Source organism: Ruegeria sp. AP7, assembly GCF_056539905.1.
Genome location: NZ_JBQFVT010000005.1, coordinates 265006 through 287032, shown reverse-complemented (window position 1 = coordinate 287032; position 22027 = coordinate 265006). Strand labels below are relative to the sequence as shown.

General features: G+C 53.7%; 22 protein-coding genes and 1 riboswitch. Of the genes, 7 read left to right on the top strand and 15 right to left on the bottom strand.

All coding sequences use genetic code 11. From position 1 onward, the window contains the following. Window positions 1-122 precede the first annotated feature (122 nt). The 5 genes from ACR0KN_RS12445 to glyA form a co-directional block, all read right to left on the bottom strand. On the bottom strand, window positions 123-545 hold the full coding sequence (locus tag ACR0KN_RS12445; RefSeq protein WP_010441645.1) for a universal stress protein: 423 nt from the start codon (window positions 543-545) through the stop codon (window positions 123-125). A 78-nt stretch (window positions 546-623) separates the two neighbouring features. Continuing rightward, window positions 624-1997, bottom strand: a complete 1374-nt coding sequence (locus ACR0KN_RS12440; RefSeq protein ID WP_029621957.1) for an alanine/glycine:cation symporter family protein — start codon at window positions 1995-1997, stop codon at window positions 624-626. Between the two features lie 25 nt (window positions 1998-2022). Beyond that, on the bottom strand, window positions 2023-2967 hold the full coding sequence (gene lipA, locus ACR0KN_RS12435; RefSeq protein ID WP_260027102.1) for a lipoyl synthase: 945 nt from the start codon (window positions 2965-2967) through the stop codon (window positions 2023-2025). A gap of 14 nt (window positions 2968-2981) precedes the next feature. Further along, on the bottom strand, window positions 2982-4361 hold the full coding sequence (lpdA, locus tag ACR0KN_RS12430; protein ID WP_480653884.1) for a dihydrolipoyl dehydrogenase: 1380 nt from the start codon (window positions 4359-4361) through the stop codon (window positions 2982-2984). 11 nt (window positions 4362-4372) lie between these two features. Beyond that, entirely contained in the window at window positions 4373-5626 is a 1254-nt protein-coding gene (gene glyA / locus ACR0KN_RS12425; protein ID WP_480653882.1) for a serine hydroxymethyltransferase, read from the bottom strand. A gap of 146 nt (window positions 5627-5772) precedes the next feature. Here glyA and ACR0KN_RS12420 point away from each other — a divergent pair, with 146 nt between their 5' ends. From ACR0KN_RS12420 to ACR0KN_RS12405, 4 genes are all read left to right on the top strand, one after another. Continuing rightward, complete coding sequence (locus tag ACR0KN_RS12420; RefSeq protein WP_480653880.1) at window positions 5773-6375, top strand: helix-turn-helix domain-containing protein; 603 nt, start codon at window positions 5773-5775, stop codon at window positions 6373-6375. A gap of 91 nt (window positions 6376-6466) precedes the next feature. Next, complete coding sequence (locus ACR0KN_RS12415; protein ID WP_480653878.1) at window positions 6467-7426, top strand: dihydrodipicolinate synthase family protein; 960 nt, start codon at window positions 6467-6469, stop codon at window positions 7424-7426. After that, entirely contained in the window at window positions 7417-8352 is a 936-nt protein-coding gene (locus ACR0KN_RS12410) for a 4-hydroxyproline epimerase (RefSeq protein WP_480653876.1), read from the top strand. The genes ACR0KN_RS12415 and ACR0KN_RS12410 overlap by 10 nt, the downstream gene beginning before the upstream one ends. A 17-nt stretch (window positions 8353-8369) precedes the next feature. Then, window positions 8370-8849, top strand: coding sequence for a putative molybdenum carrier protein (locus tag ACR0KN_RS12405; RefSeq protein WP_480653874.1), 480 nt, complete (start codon window positions 8370-8372; stop codon window positions 8847-8849). Here the strand turns inward: ACR0KN_RS12405 and ACR0KN_RS12400 are convergent. Genes ACR0KN_RS12400 through thiB form a run of 3 tightly spaced genes read right to left on the bottom strand, consistent with a single transcriptional unit; the run spans window position 8837 to window position 12019 of the window. Beyond that, window positions 8837-9529 carry a thiamine ABC transporter ATP-binding protein gene (locus tag ACR0KN_RS12400; protein ID WP_480653872.1) on the bottom strand — a complete coding sequence of 231 codons (693 nt, stop codon included), beginning with the start codon at window positions 9527-9529 and terminating at the stop codon, window positions 8837-8839. The genes ACR0KN_RS12405 and ACR0KN_RS12400 overlap by 13 nt on opposite strands. Continuing rightward, window positions 9516-11063, bottom strand: coding sequence for an ABC transporter permease family protein (locus ACR0KN_RS12395; RefSeq protein ID WP_480653870.1), 1548 nt, complete (start codon window positions 11061-11063; stop codon window positions 9516-9518). Before ACR0KN_RS12395 ends, ACR0KN_RS12400 begins: the two co-directional genes overlap by 14 nt. After that, window positions 11039-12019, bottom strand: coding sequence for a thiamine ABC transporter substrate binding subunit (gene thiB, locus ACR0KN_RS12390; protein WP_480653868.1), 981 nt, complete (start codon window positions 12017-12019; stop codon window positions 11039-11041). The genes ACR0KN_RS12395 and thiB overlap by 25 nt, the downstream gene beginning before the upstream one ends. Window positions 12020-12051: 32 nt before the next feature. After that, window positions 12052-12157: riboswitch (TPP riboswitch) on the bottom strand. Window positions 12158-12333: 176 nt separating this feature from the next. Between thiB and ACR0KN_RS12385 the strand changes: the two genes are divergently transcribed. Both ACR0KN_RS12385 and ACR0KN_RS12380 read left to right on the top strand, forming a co-directional pair. Then, window positions 12334-12564: a type II toxin-antitoxin system CcdA family antitoxin gene (locus ACR0KN_RS12385; protein ID WP_170543922.1), complete on the top strand. Its 231-nt coding sequence runs from the start codon at window positions 12334-12336 to the stop codon at window positions 12562-12564. Next, the gene (locus tag ACR0KN_RS12380; protein ID WP_319544483.1) at window positions 12564-12863 is read left to right on the top strand and encodes a CcdB family protein; all 300 of its coding nucleotides are present in this window, start codon (window positions 12564-12566) and stop codon (window positions 12861-12863) included. The genes ACR0KN_RS12385 and ACR0KN_RS12380 overlap by 1 nt, the downstream gene beginning before the upstream one ends. Before the next feature lie 70 nt (window positions 12864-12933). On the opposite strand, the gene ACR0KN_RS12375 is transcribed toward ACR0KN_RS12380, so the two are convergent. From ACR0KN_RS12375 to ACR0KN_RS12360, 4 genes are all read right to left on the bottom strand, one after another. Continuing rightward, complete coding sequence (locus tag ACR0KN_RS12375) at window positions 12934-13344, bottom strand: universal stress protein (protein WP_010441631.1); 411 nt, start codon at window positions 13342-13344, stop codon at window positions 12934-12936. Between the two features lie 13 nt (window positions 13345-13357). Next, a complete protein-coding gene (locus ACR0KN_RS12370; RefSeq protein ID WP_480653865.1) occupies window positions 13358-14665 on the bottom strand; it encodes a TRAP transporter large permease in 1308 nt (435 codons plus the stop codon). Between the two features lie 161 nt (window positions 14666-14826). Beyond that, the gene (locus tag ACR0KN_RS12365; protein WP_010441629.1) at window positions 14827-15876 is read right to left on the bottom strand and encodes a TRAP transporter substrate-binding protein; all 1050 of its coding nucleotides are present in this window, start codon (window positions 15874-15876) and stop codon (window positions 14827-14829) included. A gap of 66 nt (window positions 15877-15942) precedes the next feature. Continuing rightward, complete coding sequence (locus ACR0KN_RS12360; RefSeq protein ID WP_170543928.1) at window positions 15943-16443, bottom strand: TRAP transporter small permease subunit; 501 nt, start codon at window positions 16441-16443, stop codon at window positions 15943-15945. A 630-nt stretch (window positions 16444-17073) separates the two neighbouring features. On the opposite strand from ACR0KN_RS12360, the gene ACR0KN_RS12355 reads away from it, so the two are divergent. Further along, the gene (locus tag ACR0KN_RS12355; protein ID WP_170780536.1) at window positions 17074-18549 is read left to right on the top strand and encodes an aminotransferase-like domain-containing protein; all 1476 of its coding nucleotides are present in this window, start codon (window positions 17074-17076) and stop codon (window positions 18547-18549) included. A 314-nt stretch (window positions 18550-18863) separates the two neighbouring features. Here the strand turns inward: ACR0KN_RS12355 and ACR0KN_RS12350 are convergent, their stop codons facing one another. The 3 genes from ACR0KN_RS12350 to ACR0KN_RS12340 form a co-directional block, all read right to left on the bottom strand. Continuing rightward, window positions 18864-20141, bottom strand: coding sequence for a hypothetical protein (locus ACR0KN_RS12350; RefSeq protein ID WP_480653862.1), 1278 nt, complete (start codon window positions 20139-20141; stop codon window positions 18864-18866). Between the two features lie 32 nt (window positions 20142-20173). Continuing rightward, window positions 20174-20416, bottom strand: coding sequence for a hypothetical protein (locus ACR0KN_RS12345; RefSeq protein ID WP_480653860.1), 243 nt, complete (start codon window positions 20414-20416; stop codon window positions 20174-20176). Window positions 20417-20559: 143 nt separating this feature from the next. Next, the gene (locus ACR0KN_RS12340) at window positions 20560-21789 is read right to left on the bottom strand and encodes an AGE family epimerase/isomerase (protein WP_480653858.1); all 1230 of its coding nucleotides are present in this window, start codon (window positions 21787-21789) and stop codon (window positions 20560-20562) included. Window positions 21790-22027: the final 238 nt, after the last annotated feature.

The following is a 22027-nucleotide window of genomic DNA, read 5'->3' as shown; positions in this document are numbered from 1 at the left end:
CCCCAATGGATACTGAACAGGCATCTCCCACCCAGCAAAATCAACCAACTTACCACCCAACTCAACATGCAAAGCGTGAAGAGGCGTGCGTTTAATCTCGCCCATAGCCAGAGCCTTTCTAATCAGCGGGATTGGTCACGAACGACTGTTACAGTGCAATGCGCGTTACGCACGACACGTGACAGGTTCGGGCCAATCTCATAATTCGGGAAATCGCCTTTGGTCGATGCCATGACGATCAGATCGAAGCCTTCCTTGTACGCAAGCTTCAGGATTTCGCGGTAGACGCTGCCTTCTTCGACATGTACTGGAACGTCACCGGCATTGCCGTGATCCAGAATGGCCTGAATCGCGTTGCGTACATGCTCTTTGGCACCCGCACCATAGTTGGCAGGCAGGTTAGGGAGCTGGATGATCTCGGGGATAACGGCCACTGCGTGCAATTCAGCACCATAGAATTTTGCCTGTTCCAGCGCGAGCGGCAGGGCGTTCTTCCATGAGCGGTCGTCGGTGTGATCAATTGGCAGCAGGATTTTCGTGGCCATCACGTCTCTCCTCGAGATATAGAAATCTGTTTCAAAGCCCGGGGGCCACTCTGGCCCCCGGGGTATGTTTATCCTGGTTTATTCGGCTGGTGTGCCACCTGGCTCTTCGGACTTGCCACCCGAAGCAAAGAACTCTTTCGTCAGCTTGATGACGATCGGGCTCAGCAGCGCCAGGGCGATCAGGTTCGGGATAGCCATCATGGCGTTCAGCGTATCGGCAAGCAGCCAGATGAAGCCTAGATCCGCGGTCGCTCCGAAATAGATCATGACAATCCACAGGACGCGGTAAGGCATCAGCGATTTGACGCCGAGCAGGAACTCGACACATTTTTCGCCGTAGAACGACCAGCCCAAGATAGTGGTGAAGGCAAAGATCGACAGAGCGATGGCGATCAGATATCCACCGATCCCCGGCAATGATAGCTCGAACGCGTGGCTGGTCAGAGCGGCACCGGATTCACCAGACGTCCATGCACCCGACGAGATGATCGCCAGACCGGTGATCGAGCAAACGATGATAGTGTCGATGAACGTCCCCAGCATCGCGATCAGGCCCTGGTTGACCGGACCTTTGGTCTCGGCTGCGGCGTGCGCGATCGGAGCGGAACCCAGACCCGCTTCGTTCGAGAAGACACCACGTGCCACACCAAAGCGGATCGCAGCCCAAACAGCGGCACCCGCGAAACCACCTTCGGCGGCCGAGGGGGTGAAGGCGTAGGTGAAGACCAGTGACAGCGCATGTCCGATGTTGCCGATGTTGATCAGCAGTACCAGCAAGCCCGCGATGATGTAGGCGATTGCCATGAACGGAACCAACTTACCGGCAACTGCACCGATCCGGGTGATGCCGCCCAAGATCACGGCTGCTGTCAGAACCATCAGAACAACACCGGTGACCGAGGTGTTGAAACCGAAATTCGCTTCCAGAACCTGGGCGACACCGTTGGCCTGTACACCGTTACCGATGCCAAAGGCTGCGACAGCTCCGAACAGAGCGAACGCAACGCCCAGCCAGGCCCATTTCGCACCCAGACCGTTTTTGATGTAGTACATCGGTCCGCCGACATAGTTACCCAGCTCGTCTTTCTCGCGGTATTTCACGGCGCAGACAGCTTCGGCATATTTGGTGGCCATGCCCACCAGGGCGGTCATCCACATCCAGAACAAGGCGCCCGGACCGCCCAGGAAGACAGCAGTGGCCACACCGGCGATGTTACCCGTACCGATTGTCGCCGACAGCGAGGTCATCAGCGCGTTGAACGGGCTGATCTGCCCTTCGCCCTGACCTTCACGGCCTTTGAACAGCAGGCTGAAGCCTGTGCCGATGCGCAGGATCGGCATGAACTTCAGCCCCACCTGCAGGAAGAAGCCAACGCCGAGGATGAGGACCAGCATTAGCGGCCCCCACACGACGCTATTAATAGCCCCTACGATTGAATTTAACGCTTCCATGGTTTCCCTCCCATTTGCGTCAGGTTTATGCCCTGTTTGCGATGGCCCGCTGGCGGGCTTGCTTAAGGGCGGCAAAGTCTTCGTCCGCGTGGAACGACGAACGGGTCAGCGGGGTTGCTGAAACGTGCAAAAAGCCCTTGGAACGCGCGATTTGTTCCAGTTGGGCGAATTCTTCCGGAGTCCAGAATCGGTCGATCGGGTGATGTTTCGGCGTCGGCTGCAGGTATTGACCGACTGTCAAGAAATCGACGTTTGCAGCACGCAGATCATCCATGACTTGTCGGACATCATTCAGTGTTTCACCTAATCCAACCATCAAACCGGATTTGGTGAAAACTTCGGGATTTGCGCGTTTGGCATCGTCCAGCAACCGTAGCGAAGTATAGTAGCGCGCACCCGGGCGTACAGTTGGGTAGAGGTGCGGAACAGTCTCAAGATTGTGGTTGAACACATCCGGAGCGGCCTCGAACACCACTTCTGAAGCTTCGCCCTTACCCAGAAAATCGGGTGTCAGAACCTCGATCGTCGTGGTAGGGTTCTGATGGCGGACCGCACGGATTGTCTGTGCAATATGCTCAGCCCCGCCATCGTTTAGGTCATCGCGATCAACAGATGTGATGACGACATGACGCAAGCCCAGTTTCTTCACCGCTGCGGCCACCCGACCAGGTTCGAAAACATCCAGGGCATCGGGACGCCCGGTTGAGACATTGCAGAATGAACAGCCGCGCGTGCAGACTTCGCCCATAATCATCATGGTAGCGTGCCGCTTAGACCAGCATTCACCGATGTTTGGGCAGGCTGCCTCTTCGCAGACCGTCACGAGATCGTGGTCCCGCATCAGGCGGCGGGTTTCATAAAACTCGGGGCCTTCTACCTTTTTCTTGCGAATCCACTTGGGTTTGCGTGGGATGACGCTATCTGCCTTTTTGGCTTTTTCCGGGTGACGGGGACGAAGCTGGATGGTCATCTGGCGGCTCCGGTTTAGGCGTGAATCGCGCGGCCTAGGGCGTCAAGGCAGGCTTCTTTGACAGCCTCACCCATCGCAGGGTGCGCATGGCAGGTTGCAGCAACTTCGGACACGGTTGCCTCCTTGGTCATTGCCAACACCAATTCTGCGATCAGATCGCCACCATGAGCACCACAGATATGCGCGCCCAGAATCTTGCCGTTAGTGTCTGCCAGTACCTTCACCGCACCGTCTGTTTCTCCGGTCGAGCGCGCGCGCGAGTTCGCCATGAAGGCGAATTTGCCGACGGAATACTCGGCCCCGGCGTCTTTCAGCGCTTCTTCGGTCAATCCTACCGAGGCGACTTCGGGATCTGTGTACACAACGCCCGGCACGGTGTTGTAATCGACATGCCCGGCTTCGCCTGCCAGCATCTCAACGCAGGCAACACCGTCTTCCTCAGCTTTATGTGCCAACATTGGGCCAGGAATGCAGTCACCGATGGCGTAAATGCCTGGCACTGATGTCTGGAATGTATTGTCAACTGCTATGACGCCACGTTGGTTCACAGCCACACCCAGCTCTTCCAAGCCAAGCCCTCGGGTGACGGGGCGGCGACCGACAGCGATCAACACCTTGTCGGCCTCAATCGCTTCTTCCTTGTCCTTGCCAACGCGATCCACGGTCAAGGTCAGACCTGCATCCGTTTTGTCGACCGATTTCAACGCCCGACCCAATTGGAACTTCAATCCACGTTTGGACAGGGCGCGCTGCGCCAGTTTGGCAATCTCACCGTCAATTCCGGGCAACACCCGATCCAGATATTCGACCACCGTGACCTTAGCGCCCAGACGTGCCCAGACCTGCCCCAGCTCCAGACCGATAACACCTGCACCGATCACCACCAGATGTTCGGGAACCGTCTCCAATGCGATCGCACCTGTTGAGCTGAGGATGTCCTGCTCGTCTATCTCGATTCCCGGCAATGGTGTGGGTTCCGAGCCCGTGGCAATCAGGATGTTCTTGGCTATGTGGACATCTTCTCCAACTTTAACTTGCCCGGCGGTGGGAATGCTGGCCCACCCCTCGATCAGATCGACGCCATTTTTCTTGAACAGGAACGCGATGCCTTTGGTCAGGTCGCCTACAATCTTGTCCTTGCGGCCCATCATCGCTGGTACATCGATGCTGGCCCCCTCGACCGCAATACCGTGGGAGGAGAGATGTGCAAGTTCGGCATATTTGGCCGAGGAGGTCAGCAACGCTTTGGAGGGTATACACCCCACATTCAAACAAGTCCCGCCGAGCGCACCACGGCCCTCAACGCACGCTACTTTCATGCCCAATTGAGCCGCGCGGATCGCGGCGACATAGCCGCCAGGTCCGCCCCCGATGACAATAAGATCGTAAGTCATTTAGTCTTCTCTCAGTAGATCGGGTGGCTTGCGCAAAGGGCGCGGACTTTTTCGCGGGTTTCCTTTTCGACGGCTTCATCCCCGTCCGGCGATTGGGCCAATGCGTCCAATACATTGCCGATCAGGTGACCGATCTGCTTGAACTCTTCCGGACCAAAGCCGCGACTACAGCCAGCTGCGGTGCCCAAACGAATGCCGCTGGTGATCGTTGGTTTCTGGGGGTCACCCGGAACGCTGTTTTTGTTGCAAGTGAAGCCTGCACGCTCGAGCGCAGCTTCAGCGTCTTTTCCGGTTACGCCGATTGGGCGCAGGTCGACCAGCATCAGGTGGTTTTCGGTTCCACCCGAAACGATATCGCAGCCGCGCGCTATCATTACATTCGCCAATGCTGACGCGCTATCCACGACACGCTTCATATACTCTTTGAATTCGGGTTTCAGTGCTTCTCCAAATGCAACGGCTTTTCCTGCAATAACATGCATCAGAGGGCCGCCCTGCAAGCCGGGGAAAACGGCTGAGTTCATCTTTTTTGCTAACGCTTCGTCGTTGGTCAGAATAACCCCGCCACGCGGTCCACGCAGGGTTTTGTGCGTGGTTGATGTTACAACGTGGGCGTGGCCAACTGGCGAAGGATGCAGACCTGTCGCGACAAGCCCTGCTATGTGGGCCATGTCGGCCAGCAACCAAGCACCAACTTCATCCGCGACGGCGCGGAAGCGTGCAAAGTCAATTTTTTGCGAATAGGCCGATGCGCCTGCAATGATCAGTTGGGGTTTTTCGGCTTTGGCAAGTGCCTCAACCTGATCATAATCAATCAGCCCGGCTTCGGTCAGTCCGTACTGGACCGGACGGAACCACTTGCCGGATTGGGCAGGTTTTGCGCCGTGAGTCAGGTGGCCACCAGCATCCAGCGACATTCCCAGGATGGTATCGCCAGGGCTAAGTAGCGCCAGTTTGACGGCCCCGTTGGCCTGTGCACCCGAATGGGGTTGGACGTTTGCATACTCGCAACCGAACAATTGTTTCAACCGTTCGATCGCTTCGGCCTCGACTTCATCCACATATTCGCATCCACCATAATAGCGGCGGCCAGGATAGCCTTCGGCATATTTGTTGGTCAGCACAGAACCCTGTGCATCAATCACAGCCTGAGAGACAATATTTTCAGAAGCGATCAGTTCGATCTGTTCAGCCTGACGTTTGCCTTCGCGCGCAATCGATGACGCGATGACCGGATCGGCTTCAATGAGCGACTTTTTGAACATTATCTCCTCCATCGACCATGTTCCCCAAACAGGAAAATAAGTTTCCTATAATGGAGAATGCGCCGATAAGGCAACAAATATTTAGCAACAGGAAAGTTGTAGGATGTTGTGGAAACCTTTAACCTTCAGAAAAAGGGGAGAATTATATGGTTGAGGACCACCCAAATGATACTTCTGGACCGGATGAATTTGGCGATGGAGCTGTACTAGGACGCTCGATCCGTGATGCGCGTCGTGAAAAAGGCTGGACTTTGGAAGAGGCTGGTCGGGCAGCGGGAATCGGTCGATCCACGCTTTCGAAAATTGAGAACAATCAAACGCGACCTAGTTTTGACATCGTGCGAAGGCTGACACAGGCACTGGGTATGAGCACGCCTCAACTGTTCCTGCAGTCAGGACAGACCGGCATATCAGGGCGACGCGATTTCACCGCCAAGGGTGAGGGTGAAATCAAGAACACACCTACCTATTTGCATGAGCTTCTGTGCACAGAGCTAACAAGCAAGCGGATGCTTCCCTATATCGCGACGATCAAAGCCAGAGATATTTCAGAGTATGATACTTGGATCAGGCACAGTGGCGAAGAGTTCATGTATGTAATCAGCGGCGAGTTGACGTTTGTATCCGAACACTATCGACCATTGCCCATGAAAGCTGGGGATTCACTATATTACGACAGTAGTATGGGGCACGGATGCATCTCAACCAGCAAAGAAGATGCCCAGGTGTTGTGGGTATCGCTCGAGTGAAACCGATGTGACGGTTTGTTTTGATAACCGCGTTGTTGTTGGGACGGAATTAGAATTTGAGCACTCTCAATCCGAACAAAAGAAGAAGCACATGACACAGAATATCTTTGCCGGCACGATGCCTGCATTAATGACACCCTGCCTGCCTAGTCGGGCGCCGGATTTCGATGCTTTGGTCAAAAAGGGCAAAGAGATGATCGACGCCGGCATGTCTGCCGTGGTGTATTGCGGATCGATGGGCGATTGGCCTTTGCTGACGGATGCGCAAAGGATGGAAGGCGTTGAAAGGCTGGTTGATGCTGGATTGCCTGTGGTTGTTGGCACAGGTGCCATTAACTCAAAATCAGCGGTCGCGCATGCAGCTCATGCGCAGAAAGTGGGCGCATCAGGTCTGATGGTTATTCCACGTGTTCTTTCGCGTGGCTCGTCGATCGCGGCACAAAAGAACCATTTCAAAGCCATCTTATCAGCAGCACCCGACGTACCAGCGATTATCTATAACAGCCCAGTATACGGTTTTGCGACCCGCGCTGACTTGTTTTTCGCACTCCGGGCCGAACATCCAAATCTGTTCGGTTTCAAGGAGTTCGGAGGCAAAGACGATCTGAGATATGCTGCCGAATTCATTACGTCTAAGGACGATCAAGTTACGTTAATGGTCGGTGTAGACACCGAGGTCTATCACGGTTTCGTAAATTGTGGAGCCACAGGGTCAATTACCGGGATCGGCACGGCGCTGCCGAAAGAGGCGCTGCTGCTTGCGGCACTGGCCAAGAAAGCCGCGACTGGTCACGCCGAAGCCCGCCTGCGCGCACGCGAATTGGATGAGGCGTTTGGCGTATTGGCCAGTTTTGACGAAGGTACGGACCTCGTTCTGTATTATAAACATCTTCTGGTTTTGAATGGCGAAGATGAATACCGCCTGCATTTCAACGAAACAGACGAGTTGTCTGACGCGCAGCGAAACTATTGCGAACAGCAGTATGAACTTTTCCGCAACTGGTTCAACGACTGGGTCCAAAAGGGTGGGGTCATCGCTGAATGCATGTGATCGACAGCCATACCGGGGGAATGCCAACGCGTGTCATTCTGGATGGCGGTCCCGATCTGGGGTCTGGCTCGGTGGCAGAGCGGGCAGAACGATTGGCGATGCAGCACGAGCAGTTCTACAAATCCATTCTGCTAGAGCCGCGTGGCCAGTCCGGAATGGTTGGTGCACTTCTTGTGGAGCCCGCAAACCCGGCCTGTGCCGCAGGCGTTATCTATTTTGACGCTGATGCGGTGCTGGGAATGTGCGGGCATGGCACGATCGGTCTGGGTGTGACACTGGCTCATTTGGGTCGGATCGGAGTCGGTGTGCACCGGATCGAAACCCCTGCAGGAGAAGTGGTGATTGACCTGAAGGACCCAAACACCGTTGAGGTTACGAATATCGAAAGCCGCCGGGTGCGTCAGGCGGTTAATATTGATGTCGACGGATACGGGCCAGTGACCGGAGACGTAGCCTATGGCGGCAATTGGTTTTTTATTGTCGACCCGAGCCCAATGACAGTTGAACCTGCAAACATCCGTTCATTGACTGACTTTACCATTGCTATCCGCGAAGCCTGTATCTCCCATGGTGTTGGCGGTGAGAATGGCGAGCCTGTCGACCATGTTATTTTGCAAGGCAAGTCTCCGAATAAAGGGGTCCACAGCCGAAACTTTGTTCTATGCCCTGATAACGATTATGACCGTTCACCCTGCGGCACCGGCAGTTCGGCGCGTTTGGCTTGTCTGGCGGCCAGCGGGCAACTGCAAGCCGGAGAAGAGATTGTGCAGGAAAGTGTGATCGGAAGCAGCTACCAGTTGTTCTATAAACCCGGAAAGGGTGGGGGTGTTGTTCCAAGTTTAACCGGGCAAGCATACGTGATGGCTGAAAGCACATTGATCTTTGCTGAGGACGATCCGTTCCGAACCGGAGTAATCAGACCGTAACCAAAGGGCAGAAATGAATGTCTGTTTCCAAAATCGTGGCGGGTGGGCAAACGGGCGTTGATTTGGCTGCACTGGATTTCGCACGAAAGCACCATATCCTTTATGGTGGTTGGGTTCCAAAAGGCAGAACAAACGAGGCCGGTCTGATCCCTGTTGAGTACGCTGGATTGGTCGAGACCCATTCACCGGAAGTGATCGAGCGGACAAAGCTGAACGTTCAGTCCAGCGATGCAACGCTGATAGTTGTGAATGGTTCAGACAGTCCTGGCACGCAACAAACAGTTGTTTTTGCAAGGGAGGCCGGAAAGCCTTACCTGGTGCTTGATGTCAGGCAGGGAACGGAGTTTTGCCAACAAAAACTGCGGGATTGGTTGCGCGCAAATCCAGTTGAAGTCTTGAACATTGCCGGTCCGCGCGGGTCAGAGGCGCCCGGTCTGGATGTGCAGGTGCGAGATCTGCTTGAGGGTTGTATCGATGAATTTGCCTACCCCAGATAATCACGCAGCGCAGGAGGTGGATTTTCAAATAGCTGCTTGGTTGCAACAGGTGCGTGTGCAACTTGATCCGTAATAAATACCGTTTGCTCGGTTATCCGAAGCGCATCCTGAGGATCATGACTAACCATAAGCAGCGTTGTTCCGGTCTCAGCCACCAGATCCGCCACCAGATCTAACATCTCGGCCTTTAGCGCAGGACCAAGGGCGGCAAAGGGTTCATCCAGCAACAAGACATCTCGCTTTTGAACCAATATCCTGGCCAGCGCAACCCGGCTCTGTTGTCCTCCGGACAATTCGGCAGGTTTTCTGGTTCCCATTTCCGGTAGGCCAACGCGATGCAAGGCTGACCTCACCATTTCCTTTTCTTCATCTGATAAGCGCCCATTCGGGCGGATGCCCAAGCCAACATTTTGGGCGGCGGTCAGATGCGGGAACAAATTTCCGTCCTGAAACAGCATCGCAAGCGGTCTTTTCCCCGGAGGCAGGGTGGTCAGACTTTGGTCATTCCAGTGCATTTGCCCGGCCTTCAAATCCCGAAATCCGGCGATGGTTTCCAGCAACGTAGATTTGCCCGCACCAGATGGGCCAATGACCGCGACCTTGGCTCCGGTTTCGATTTCGAAATCGGCATTCAGCAGAAAGCGGCCGTTCATGATGCTGCATTCGTCAAGCTTCAGCATGCCAACGCCCTCCACGATCCAGTATCCAAAACACACCCATCGAAAGCAGAAGCAGCAACAACGCTCCGCCCGCAGCCGCTTGCATTTGGTAGGCCCCCATAAGGCGATAAATCTGCAATGGAAGGGTTGCGATCTGCGCATCAGCGAACAATGCGATTACGCCAAGGTCACCCATCGACAGGGCAGCAGCCAAACCTGCAGCAAAACCGATTTGAGGGCGAAGACGCATCACTATGATACGGGTGAAAAATGTGTGCTTGTTCATATCCAAAGACAGGGCCAAACGTCTGTGCCGTTCTATCGTGTCGCGCGCAGCGGGCACGAGTATTCGAAGCGCGAAAGGCAAGGCCATCACGGCGTTAACCAGTGCAGTGACGGGAAGGGCCAGCATAGCTGGATTGGCGACAGGGCGGATCAGAATAAATAGACCGGTGCCGATAACCAGTGGTGATGCAGCGAGGCCGAGAATGCCGCACAGTTCAACGATGCCATACCTTCCGGTCGCCGCAGAAACAGCCATAGGCACCGCGAGCAGCAACAAAAGCATGGTGCTGATGGTGGCCACTAGGATCGAAGTGGCGGCTGCGCGAAACACTAGGGTGGGTAGTTCGAACAATCCCAACGCGCCTGAAATCACCACAGATGCCAATGGCAAAAGTAGGAATGTTGCTGCGGCGATAATCCAAAACGCGTCCAACAGAGGCGTTCCACCATCCCAACGGCGGACTGCACGGTTGAGGCCCGTCCCAAAGCCGTCCCCTCTCGAAAACTTCAGGGCCGCCAGTGCGGCAGCCGCAGTCAGGGCCAGTTGCAACGCGGATAGCAGCGCTGCACGGCCAAGATCGAAATCATATGTAAACGCCTGATAAATCGCGAGTTCGATCGTGGTCGCACGCGGGCCGCCGCCTAACGTTAGAGCAACGGCAAAACTGGTCAGGCAGATGGCAAAGATAACGGCCAGCACGCCGGGCAAAACGCGCCGCAGCATGGGCAATTCGATTAATCGAAACATTGCCATCCCATCGCATCCAAGCTGTGCGGCAAGACGAAATCGCTCTGCTGGAACCTCCTGCCATCCTTGCAAAATCAGCCGCGTTGCAAGAGGGAGATTGAAGAACACGTGGGCCAGAACGACACCATGCAACCCGTAAATTTGGATTGGGGGAAGGCCAAATACACCCAAAACATCCGAGATCCATCCAGAGCGGCCAAATACCTGTAGCAGTCCCAATATCGCGACGATCACCGGGAGGATGAATGGCGCCCCCAAGAGCGCTATCAATACCCGTCGTCCACGAAACCGCCGCCGCGCCAATGCGCGTGCCACTGGGATGGCCAAAATAGCACTGAACGCTGCAGAGAGCGTTGCTTGCAAAAGCGTAAAGCGCAGTGCCGCCCAGTCAGAGGGATTGAATCCGCCGCTGGTTTCGGCACGTAAGCCAACGGTGGCCAAAGTTCCCAATATCAGCGCGGCGACAAGGACCGCCGCGCTGATACCTGGCCATGAGCTTACTGGCTGAGTGCGCCCAGCCATTCCGTCAAAGCCTCTTCTCTTTTGGTTGCAGCTTCGCTGGGATCAATAATCAGAGATTTCTGAGGAACAACCAGAGTGTCAAAACCTTCGGGCAGCCCCGAGGACGGGGTGACGGCTGGATACATCCAGTTGGTTGTCGGGATGATCTGCTGGAACGCGTCGGAAACCATGAAATCCAAAAACTGGTCGGCCAATTCTGAATGATCCGAGCCAGCCAATTTTGCCGCAACTTCGATCTGCATATAATGGCCTTCGTCAAAGGCTGCAGCTGCTTTGCTGGCATCTTCCTCGGCAATCAGATGATAGGCAGGAGATGTTGTGTAGCTCAACACCATGTCAGCCTCGCCATCGAGAAACAGCCCGTAAGCTTCGGACCAGCCTTTGGTCACAGTCACGATGTTGTCGGAAAGGTCAGCCCAGATTGCCGGGGCTTCATCACCATAAGCCGCCTTGACCCACAATAGCAGGCCCAGACCCGGCGTAGATGAGCGTGGGTCTTGAATGATGATTTTAGCCTCGCTGTCCGCCAGTTCCCGAAAATTGGCGGGCGCTGACGCATCAGCGTTGTGAACAAAGGCAAAGTAACCCCAATCAAAAGGAACGAAAGTATCGTCGGTCCATTGGATTGGCAGCGCGTAATCAGCGGTTACCGAATGAGGGGCAAACAAGCCGGTTTCCTTGGCGGCGGCGATCAGATTGGTATCTAGCCCCAGCACAACATCTGCATCGGTGTTCTCACCCTCAAGACGGATGCGTGACAACAGGGCGGCACCGTCTTCGACACCCACAAGATTAAGGTCACAGTCACATACTGCCTCAAATGCTTCTTCGACTTTCGGGCCAGGGCCCCAGTCCGAGACGAAGCTGTCATACGTATAAACGGTCAACTGTGGTTTGTCGGCTGCAACAGCCGATGTTGCAGTCAGTATTCCCGCAGCAATTGCCAGATGTTTCATATCATCCTCCAATGCGGCGAGAGGGTAAGGATGGACAAAACCTGTACCTTTCCCTCCGCCGGTTCTAGCCGGTTCAGGTTCAACGGGTTTGCCAGTGGACATCTCAGCGCAGTATCGCGCGCACCCCGAGGTAGGGCTGTGATTAGGGTGACACGAGCGCAAATACAACCAAAATCCTGAGCTTCAAGCCTGCAGCATGTCGATTTTTGCCGACTCATCGTTCAGTTTGATGCCGAAATTGATGCGCGCTTTTATACGCATATTTGACGCGCATAATATATGGTGCTAAATTTGCTTATGAGGAGGTTGATTATATGAATGTCCAGGCACGGAAACCGACCAATCTGTCGCTCGATCCCGCTTTGCTTACCGAGGCTCGAAAACTGAAAGTGAACCTTTCGCGGGCCGCGGAGGAGGGGGTTCGTGCAGCCGTGGCGGCAGCCAAGGCAGAGCAATGGCAAGCGGAGAACGCCGAAGCTCTGCAAAGCTCCAACTCTTATGTTGAAAAGCATGGATTGCCTCTGGAGCGGTTTCGTCAGTTCTGATGCCGAAATACGATGTGTTTCCCAACCCGTCTGGCGATGGCTTCTTGTTGGATGTCCAATCGGATCTTCTGAGCGATCTGAACACACGTGTGGTCGTACCCCTATTGCCGAAACCGTACGCGCCGAAACCTGCAACCCGTCTTAATCCAGAGTTCATGATCATGGATGAGCCGGTTGTCATGGTGACCCAGTTTATGGCGGCTGTTCCGACAGGGGTACTCAAGTCGCCAGTAGGGAATCTCGTTGACGAGTTTGAAAAAATTACCGTTGCTGTCGATATGCTGATGCAAGGCTTCTGAAAAGAAATGGCCGGCCAAATAGGCTAGCCATCATTAAATTGCAGAAGCGGAGGGTTATTGGTCTTCGGTCCTATTTTCCACGAAGCACAACAACGCTGCATTGGGCATGCCGGACAACACGTGCAGCCGTTGAGCCGATCAGATAGTCCGAAAGACCCGGCTGATGCGACGCCACGATGATGCAATCCGCTTTGTGCTTTTCAGCCCAATCGAGGATCGAGTTTGTTGGATGCCCGGTCACGACATGCGTACTAATGTTCGAAGCCTCCACGGCTGTGCCCAGTCTCTCTTCAAACTCTGAAACGCTTTTCTGAACCTGTTCTGCAGGAAAGTACGAGCCGATATACGAAGGAAGTTCTTCGAGAACCGATAGCACCGATACGGTTCCTCCGTCTGCCAGCAGACGGCTTGCAGCATCCAGAGACAAGGAGCAGTCGTTGATGTGATCGGGTGCGACTGGAACGAGGATATGGTTATACATCGGAACCTCCGAATTATTTCAAGATGCTTGGCAGCCAGGTTGCGATCTGCGGGAAGATGAAGATTAGTGTCAGACCAACAAACTGCAGCACAACAAACGGGCCAACCGAGTTGTAGACGTCGCCCATGCTGACATCTTTGGGTAGCACCCCTTTGATCCAGAACAGCACGAAACCAAACGGAGGTGTCAGATAGGCGATCTGGATGTTCACGATGAACAATGCACCAAACCACAGCTTGTCGATTCCCAACTCGTCAATGATTGGGATGAAAAGCGGGGTGCACAGCATGATGATGGCCCAATCGTCCATCACCATACCCAGCACGAGGATGATCAGCATCATCATCAGCAAGATGCCTGTGCTGCCGCCCGGCATGGAAAGTACCAGGTTGGTCAAAAGGTCCTGGCTGCCCAGAGTATTGAACACATTCAGATAGACAGTTGCACCGATCAGGATCCACAGACCCATGCCGCTGAGTTTCAAAGTGGAAACCAGCGATTCCTTCAAAACTTCCCAGGTTAGCTTTCCGTAGATCAGGTTGATGACAAATGCACCCGCCGCACCAAATGCCGCTGCTTCGGCAGGGGTCGCGATTCCGCCCCAGATGACACCCAGAACGATGATGATCAGCAGTGCAAATGGCCAGATGCTGAGAACTGCTGTCAGTTTTTCGGCGCGGGTGAATTTCTGATCTGCAGGCAGCGCGGGGCCCAGTTCGGGCTGAATTTTGCAGCGTACGCCGATATAGATCGTATAGAATATCGCCAGCATCAGGCCCGGCAAGAGGCCTGCCATGAACAGATCACCGATCGAAACCTTGGCCAGCAAACCATAAAAGATGAAGGGAACGCTGGGAGGGATCAGCGCGCCCAACGCTCCGCCGGCTGCGATACAGCCAATTGCGATACGGCGATCATATTTATAGCGCATCATTGACGGGTAAGCGATTTGACCCATTGTGGTCGTTGCCGGTGGTGTGATGCCGGTGATGGCAGCAAACACCGTACAAACCTGTACCGTGCCCATGGCGAGACCGCCATGAATATGGCCGATCAGTTTGTACACAGCATCGTAGGCCGTCTCGGCTATCCCAGAAAATCTTATTAGTGAACCCATAAACAGGAATAGGGGAACTGTGACCAGAACCGAGTTCCAGGGCGTTGAATAGAAGGCACTTGGTACCGAAAGCAGCGCGCGGGGTTCAAAAACTAAAGCAAACAGCACTGCTGTTCCGCCAAGACCGAACGCAACTGGCAGGCCCATAAAAAGGATCCCAAACAGTATTAAGAAATACAGCGCTGTGATTAGTTCGAGGCTCATGATCTTTAGTTTCCTTACCTAGTGGCCGTTCGCGCGGTCTATGTCAGGTTGCTTGCCTGCAATCTTTCGAACGCTGGCATGCGCCTATCTAATCTGCTGGCCCAACAGTCGGGCCAGCAGAAGCGTTTTAAGCAATGCGTGAGCTTTCACGCGGCGCAGGATTATTGCGCGTTTGCCTTGTCTTCCAAGAACTTCTTGAAGATTTCGACGCCTTTGGCGTTGCCATCCGAAGCAGCTGCAACCTGCGGCCACACCTCGGCAATTGACTTTTCGCGCATACGAGCAACTTCTTCGTCGCTCAGCTCAATCACTTCACCACCGGCATCACGCAGGATCTGCAGCGCCTCTTCCACGCCTTCCGCATGCATGCGGCTGGTTTCGAAGTAGGTTTCTTCAAAGACGCCATCGATCTTTTCGCGCTGCCAGTCGGTCAGGGCATTCCAGCTTTGCAGGTTGATAAAGATTTCCTGATGCTGGGCAGGGTTCCAGCCGGGCATGATCGCATAATCGATCACTTCGTGGAACGACATGTCGTCGATGCCGCCAGTGTCCCAGTATGTGCCTTCGATCGTGCCCAGTTTGATGGCAGTATAGATTTCGCCACCATTCATCGATACCGGTGCACCGCCCATGGTCGAGTGGAAGATGGCCTGAGGACCACCGGCACGCATTTTGTGCCCTTCCAGATCTTCCATCTTTTCGACACGGAACTTGGTGAACATCGCGTTCGGGCCCTGATTGGTCCATCCAGCCCAATGCAGGTTACGGGCATGCGCCGCTTCCTGAACGATGTCGCCTACGCGATAATCAGGGTTGCCCCACATCACTTCCCAGGCTTCTTCGGTGTTGTTGGCGCCCATAGCCATACCAAACGCCAGCATGCCTTCGGGCATATCGCCACCATAGACCGAGCCCCATCCGGCATAGCCGTCGGTCAAACCAGCTGCGGCGGCGCCAAAGGCCTCTGCTCCACTGACCAGTGCCCCGGCGGGCTCAACGCGGATTTTAACGGTGCCTTCGGTCGCTTTTTCAACAGCTTCAACCCAAGGGATCAGGCCGTTGTCCCAGCCAGCATCGGTCTGGTCAAATGCGGGCTGGAAAGTCCACTCAGTGACTTCATCCGGCGGCCCGTCCTGAGCGACGGCTATGCTTGCGGTCACCGCAAAGGCGCCCGCCCACATCGTGGTGTGCATAAACCTGTTTGGTTTCATGTTAGTTTCTCCTCGTTAGTGGATCAGTTTGTTTTCGTTAAATTATGAGTAACCGGGCAAACGGCCTTAGCCCCGCCCGAAGATCGTTTGCAGATCGCGGAGCAAGTGTTTCAAGACCACCAAAAGTACCATTACACCGCTAAGCGGAATGGCAAACTTGATTGGATAGATCGGGATCGGGATAGATGTCGGAGTTTTCTGGTTGAGCATCAATGACAATGACGCGGCCTCGTATCCTTTCCAGATCAAGGCGACCAGAAACAGAATAGCGATCGGCGCCGTCAGGACGTCCAAGATCGCTTTTGATCGCTTGCTTGCATTTGCGTAGAACAGGTCAAGTTTGACAAAGCTGTCATGCTGCAGCGCGTAAACACCTCCGGTACAGGCCAGCAATACCATTGCTGCCTGCAAAGTGGTTCCAATCCACTGTGATGGTGCATTGAGTACGTAGCGCATGAACACATCCGACACACCAAATGCCATGCAATACAGGATCAGGAACCAACCGATACGGCCCATGACCTCTGAGATTGCGCTTGTCAGTTTTTCCAATCCGCGCATCAGCATTCCGACCTCACTGTGTTTTTCATGGATATGGTCCTCCCTCAAATTTCCGAGTGTAACTTCGATGTTCTCTGTCTTTGGCGGCAAAGTTCAAAGGTAACTAACTCAGACGTATTCCATACAGTCGTTGGCTGAAGCTCATCTCAGAGTGTTGACGCGTATTCCACTCATGCAAAACCATGCGAACGGTCTCCCTCCCTTATCGCATCGAACGACCCGAACTACTCATAGTTTCAGTGCGGAGCCTTCCGGATCGCTACAGCAAACGCGATGGAGTACCGCTGAGAAAGATACAGTTGCTTGTAATAATGGGTACAGATTGTATCGCGCGAGGCGTTCGGTGATCGCCACGATTTGTATCTGACCGCATACTGATGACGGGTGAACATACACACCTACCGGACCCTTATTGAAGTCACGTTTCGGTAGAAGCGCTTTTATTACATGAAGTTGGTGGAAGTTTCTTTTTGAGTTATCATCAATCGACTCGTAATCAGATCACCTGTTTCCGACTGCGATTCCGGAGAGACGAATGGGCATAACTTGCCTTTTGCCTTTCGCAAGGAACACTTGAAAACAAGGATACAGTTTGCAAGTCGCGCGGCGGAAACGTTGACTGGGGCCCTGTAGGATATGACACAACGATTGAGTATTGATAAATCTCAGTCCAGCGGCTTGCGTGACCAAATTGTCTCGCAGATATCGCGGCTCATATTTGAAGGTTTGATGCCGTCCGGTCTGAAGCTTGCGTCCTGCCGCGTGTTGGCGCGGGATTTAGATGTTTCTATTAATACGGTTGTCGCAGCCTATCGTAAGCTTGAGGAAGAACAACTGATCGAGGCACGGCCAAGATCCGGCTATTTTGTGTGTTCTGACCGCGGGATACGAACGGACAGTGATGCGATTGGCCGGTCGAATACCAGGCCCGCTACATCAATTAGCCAGAAACTGAACAAACTGCGTCGTACTGAAGAGATTGAGACAATCCCGCGCCCAATAGACTGGTATAAATACGCTTATCCCTTTGTGTGTAATCAGATCGATGATGGTGTGTTTCCAGTTGCGGATTGGCGTGAGTGCACCCGGTTGGCAATGAACCGAAAAGACCTCAAGATCTGGTCTGCAGATGGACTTTATGATGACAGCCTAGAGCTTGTCGAACAGGTCAGGCAACGCATTTTGCCACGGCGGGGAATTTTCGAGCCCAGTGAATCGATACTGATTACATTGGGTTCACAGAATGGGCTTTTTATTACCAGCCTGCTCTTTGGCGGGCGTGAACGTACTGCGGTAATGGAAGATCCGGGTTATCCGGATGCTCGCAAGATTCTTCAGGCCAATTTCGGCAAGGTGAGCTTTCAACCCGTGGATGAGGAAGGTCTCATTGTTGACGAGCGGCTGCGCGGCGCGGATCTGGTGTTCATCACGCCTAACCGGCAACACCCAACCACAGTCACGTTGTCTGAACGCCGTCGGCGAGCACTGTTGCAAGCTGCTGAGGATTATGACTTTTACATTGTCGAAGATGACTACGAATGCGACGTGGACTATCGTCATTCACCGCTTCTGCCGTTGCGGAGCCTGGATGATACCGACCGCCTGATCTATCTGGGCAGCTTATCCAAGGGGCTCTCGCCGGGTTTGCGACTGGGGTATCTGGCAGCCGCGCCTGAGTTTATCGATGCAGCGCGAGATTGCCGGGGCATGATGATGCGCCACCCACCCATGATACTGCAACATACTGCCGCCGCGTTCATCAGGTTAGGATATTACGACGGTTTGCTACGCCGGGTGCGGCAGAACTATGAACAACGCTGGCATTTGGCAGACTCGATGATTCGTGAGCGGTTACCCAGCTTTCTGAGAGCAGGTGAATTCGGTGGTACTGTTTTCGTTCTAGCCGATCCCGATGAAAAACTCGAGGCTAAGACAATTTGTGATGCAGCACTCAGACGGGGCGTAATCGTAGAGCCGATTGGACCGTGTTTCTCGAAGGCAGCGGAAGGGAAGCATCATTTCCGAGTTGGTGTCTCATCAATCCAACCGGGGTTAATCCCGCAAGGAATTGAGCTGTTATCCAACGTCGTGACTGAGTTGCAGGGCACGTGAAGGCTTGTTTGAAATGAAGCCCAAGCTGATCCCGAGAAGTCTGTGTGTAGGAGTCCGGTAAGTTTAATCGCCGAGAGCGGAGTTTTCACCCGTGAAGACCCGCACAAGCAGGCTCGAGATCCAGCTTAGGGCGTACCATGTCAGTAAAAAGCCAACACATTCCAATGCAAATGAGCCCCATTTATAAAATAAGTCGGCTATGACGAATGCACTCAACAACCACGGTCCTTCTTGGCGCAAAAAAGACTTTATTCCTTGTGATTTCATCGCTGTATGCATGGTATGATCCAATCTTTTGAAACTAATCTAGTTGGTTAGACTATTGCAGGAGGATGACGTCGAGGCGCGTCATAGCGCTGCTGTGAGAACCAAGTCATTGTTGGTTCGATGTCGCTTTGCGTGCTCCCACCTTGCAGCGTGTAGCCAGCGGCAAGCCAGGTAAATCCGTCATCTGCAATCTCGGCACAGTTCGTGTAGTCTCCCCATTTGCCCAAGGACGGCGTATGCATTCCTTGCCGCGCGAGGGACAAGCGCCAAACTCCATCTATATCGTCATAGGTACCAATGACATGACTTGGATGCAGATTGCCCCCACCGGCGAAAATCGACAGCCCGACGTCGCCGAACCGATTTACGGCTGTCGAGGGGTAGGAAAACGCGATCTGATCATTCCAGATGTCAGGTTCGTCGATCAGGGACATTGTGGCTTCGTTGATGCGAACGGTCCGGACAAATGGGTTTGGCCTGTTGGCTTGTTGGTTGGCTGTCCACATGAACCCCAGCGCGCCTCGCCCTAACCAACCTGCCATTATGCGTGGATCGGTCCTGGACATCCAGTCGCCGCCTCCGACTGTAGGCGCGGAATAGCTGCCCGCAAACCACGGGGTGACATCGATGTCGAATTCATCAACGTCCGGTGAGTTCTCTGGCCACCTGAACACACGGATTTGCGAGTTCGAATTGTGGCTGGCGAAGTACATCGAACCGCGCGCGCCCTGAACACAACGTAGTGAGAAATTGTGCTGCGTTTCGAATATGTCAAAAGATAATCCAGCGGCAGCTGCAAGTTCGTCCAGCGATATTCGCAATATGACGCACCTCCTAAAAAGGTTGCTGCTGGCCGAGAACACGTTGGTTCCCGCATACAGGTAGTTTTCTGAAAGAGAGACATGGTTGTAGTCAAACCATTCGCCGTTCCACGATGGGTCAATTCCCGCCGGTGTGAAATCCCAGAGGTTCCAGTTGTCATTTCCAAGTGTGCGGCCTTGCTTGACCGCAACACGTAATGTGTTGGTCCCGTTCTGTTCGATATATTGAAGCAGCCAGATCAATAAATCCCGGCTTGGGTCATAAATGGTGGTCTGATCGCAGCAAAAACCTCCATCTGCTGGCGGAAACAAGGTGAAGGGGCTCATATGCGACCAGCTTTGGCCACCATCCAATGACCGGCTGGCGTACCAGTTTCCAGTGGCCAGTATCTGATTTCCGTTGTTTGAGACTGTGGGCTCGCCGACTGTCGACGTTTGCCCGTTTGTATCAAAATCTGTTAGATTTACTGTGTTGAATATCCTTGGCTGATGGGTCGAGGGCATGGCAGCCTCCGTAATATTAATGTCAAAATGTGTCAGTAATCCAATTCGGTTGGATCTGCCTCGCTTGCAGAACTGGCAGAGTTGTCTTCCTCTAATGGCGGACCACCCTTTCGGCGAACCTTTGAAACTTTCTCGTCGCGTTCACTAAGAGTTTGGGGTGTCATCAGGCCCGATGCTTCTGCCCTTTCACCTAAAGCTGATTGGGCAGACGGTTGCGGTCGAACCTCGACATTTCCTTTGCGGGTAATGTGCTTTTTGCTAGCTTGATTTGCCATTCATCTCTCCTATCCGTTCGTTTGGAAACGTATCCGAATTGGCAGGTCGTCAGATGATGTTGAATATGGCTACACTACCAGATTTCCCCCGATTCTTCAATTGAAGGGCTTCTGCACGCTTTTGAATGACAGGGATTGGCAGGTCAAAACGGCAGCATTCTCGATAGGCGACCTGAACACGGAAACAGGCAGGCCTGTAGGGAATGATAGATGTCTGGTTTCCCGTTAAAGATGGATGTTATGACCTTGCCGTTTTCGTCCACAGCCGGAAACCAGCCGCCGTTTTGATGATCCACAAATCGTTCATTCGCATAACCCCAGAGAGTTCTGTACCAGTGCTCATCTTCTGCTTTTCTATCAATTCTGATCAATGCAGCGACGGCACTGATCGCTTCGGTTACAGGCCACCAGAACCGGTTCTCGTTTGAAACTTGTCCATCAAAGTCCAACGTATAAGCGATGCCTCCGCCGGGAAGCCAGGCATCACGCAGGGCCTGTTCAATCAACTGACGCGCAGAATGCGGTGCGTCGGTGTTCGGGCGACCCGACAGATCCCAATATTGCAATTGCAATCGTCCCAATTCAAACGAATGTCCTGGAGTTGTACCGGCTGGCCTAAACATCGGGTTGCCCGCATATGTGCGATCAATCTGCCAGTCGCTCGTGTAGTGTTCTGGCAATCGCCAGTTTTCTTGGGGTGCGACTTTGCCGACAAAGAAATCCAGAATGCGGCCTGCACGAGATAAATATACCTTGTCCCCCGTTGCTTCAAACGCGGTAAGCAAGGCTTCGACACCATGCATATTTGCATTCATCCCGCGATAGTCGGAGAACGGCGTCCAATCTCTGTTCCATTCGTCGCAAAACAGTCCCGCTTCTTCGTCCCAAAAATGTGTATCCAGAACCTTTCGAGCGTAAGTCATGAGCCTGTCCGCGCCCGGATGACCTGCCTGCTTTGCGCTCGCCGCCGCAAGAAGAACAAAGACGTGCCCGTAAGCCAGTTTGCGATCATCAACGACGCGGTCACCTTCCAGCGCCCAGAAAAATCCACCAAATTCCGCGTCTCGGTGATAGCGCTCAAGATATGCCATACCCTGGTCAACTATCTTTTCGGTACCCTTAAATCCGAAGAGATGACCCAAGGCATAAGAATGGATCATTCTGGTGGTCGTGTGCAGTTCCTGCACCTCGCCAGGCAGGGGGGTGCCGTCATGATCAAGCAGAAAGAAACCAGGCCCATTTCGGCAGCTTGCACTGAAAAATTCAAGCTGATGACGAGCCTGTTCCATCAACCAGTTCTGGTGCTCTGGCGTGTCCAGCCAAAAACCTGTTTCAGAATCCAGCCCGACCGGAAGTAGCTTATCAGTTGTCATTCTTATCGTCCCACCTGCGTTAAACGACGGTGCACGCCGCGTCTCACAATACCGCCATTGAGGTTTTCAATGCTGCAATCGCATCAATTCTTCCAGAATGGTAGATGCCTAATTTTGAGGAAACACTACCACCCCCGATTTGTTTGACCAGACCACGGGAGTTTAGGGCAATTTTTGTGTAGTGATTGGTGAAATTGGACCAATGAAGTTTCGCACGGGAAGGCAGTCTGCACATGAG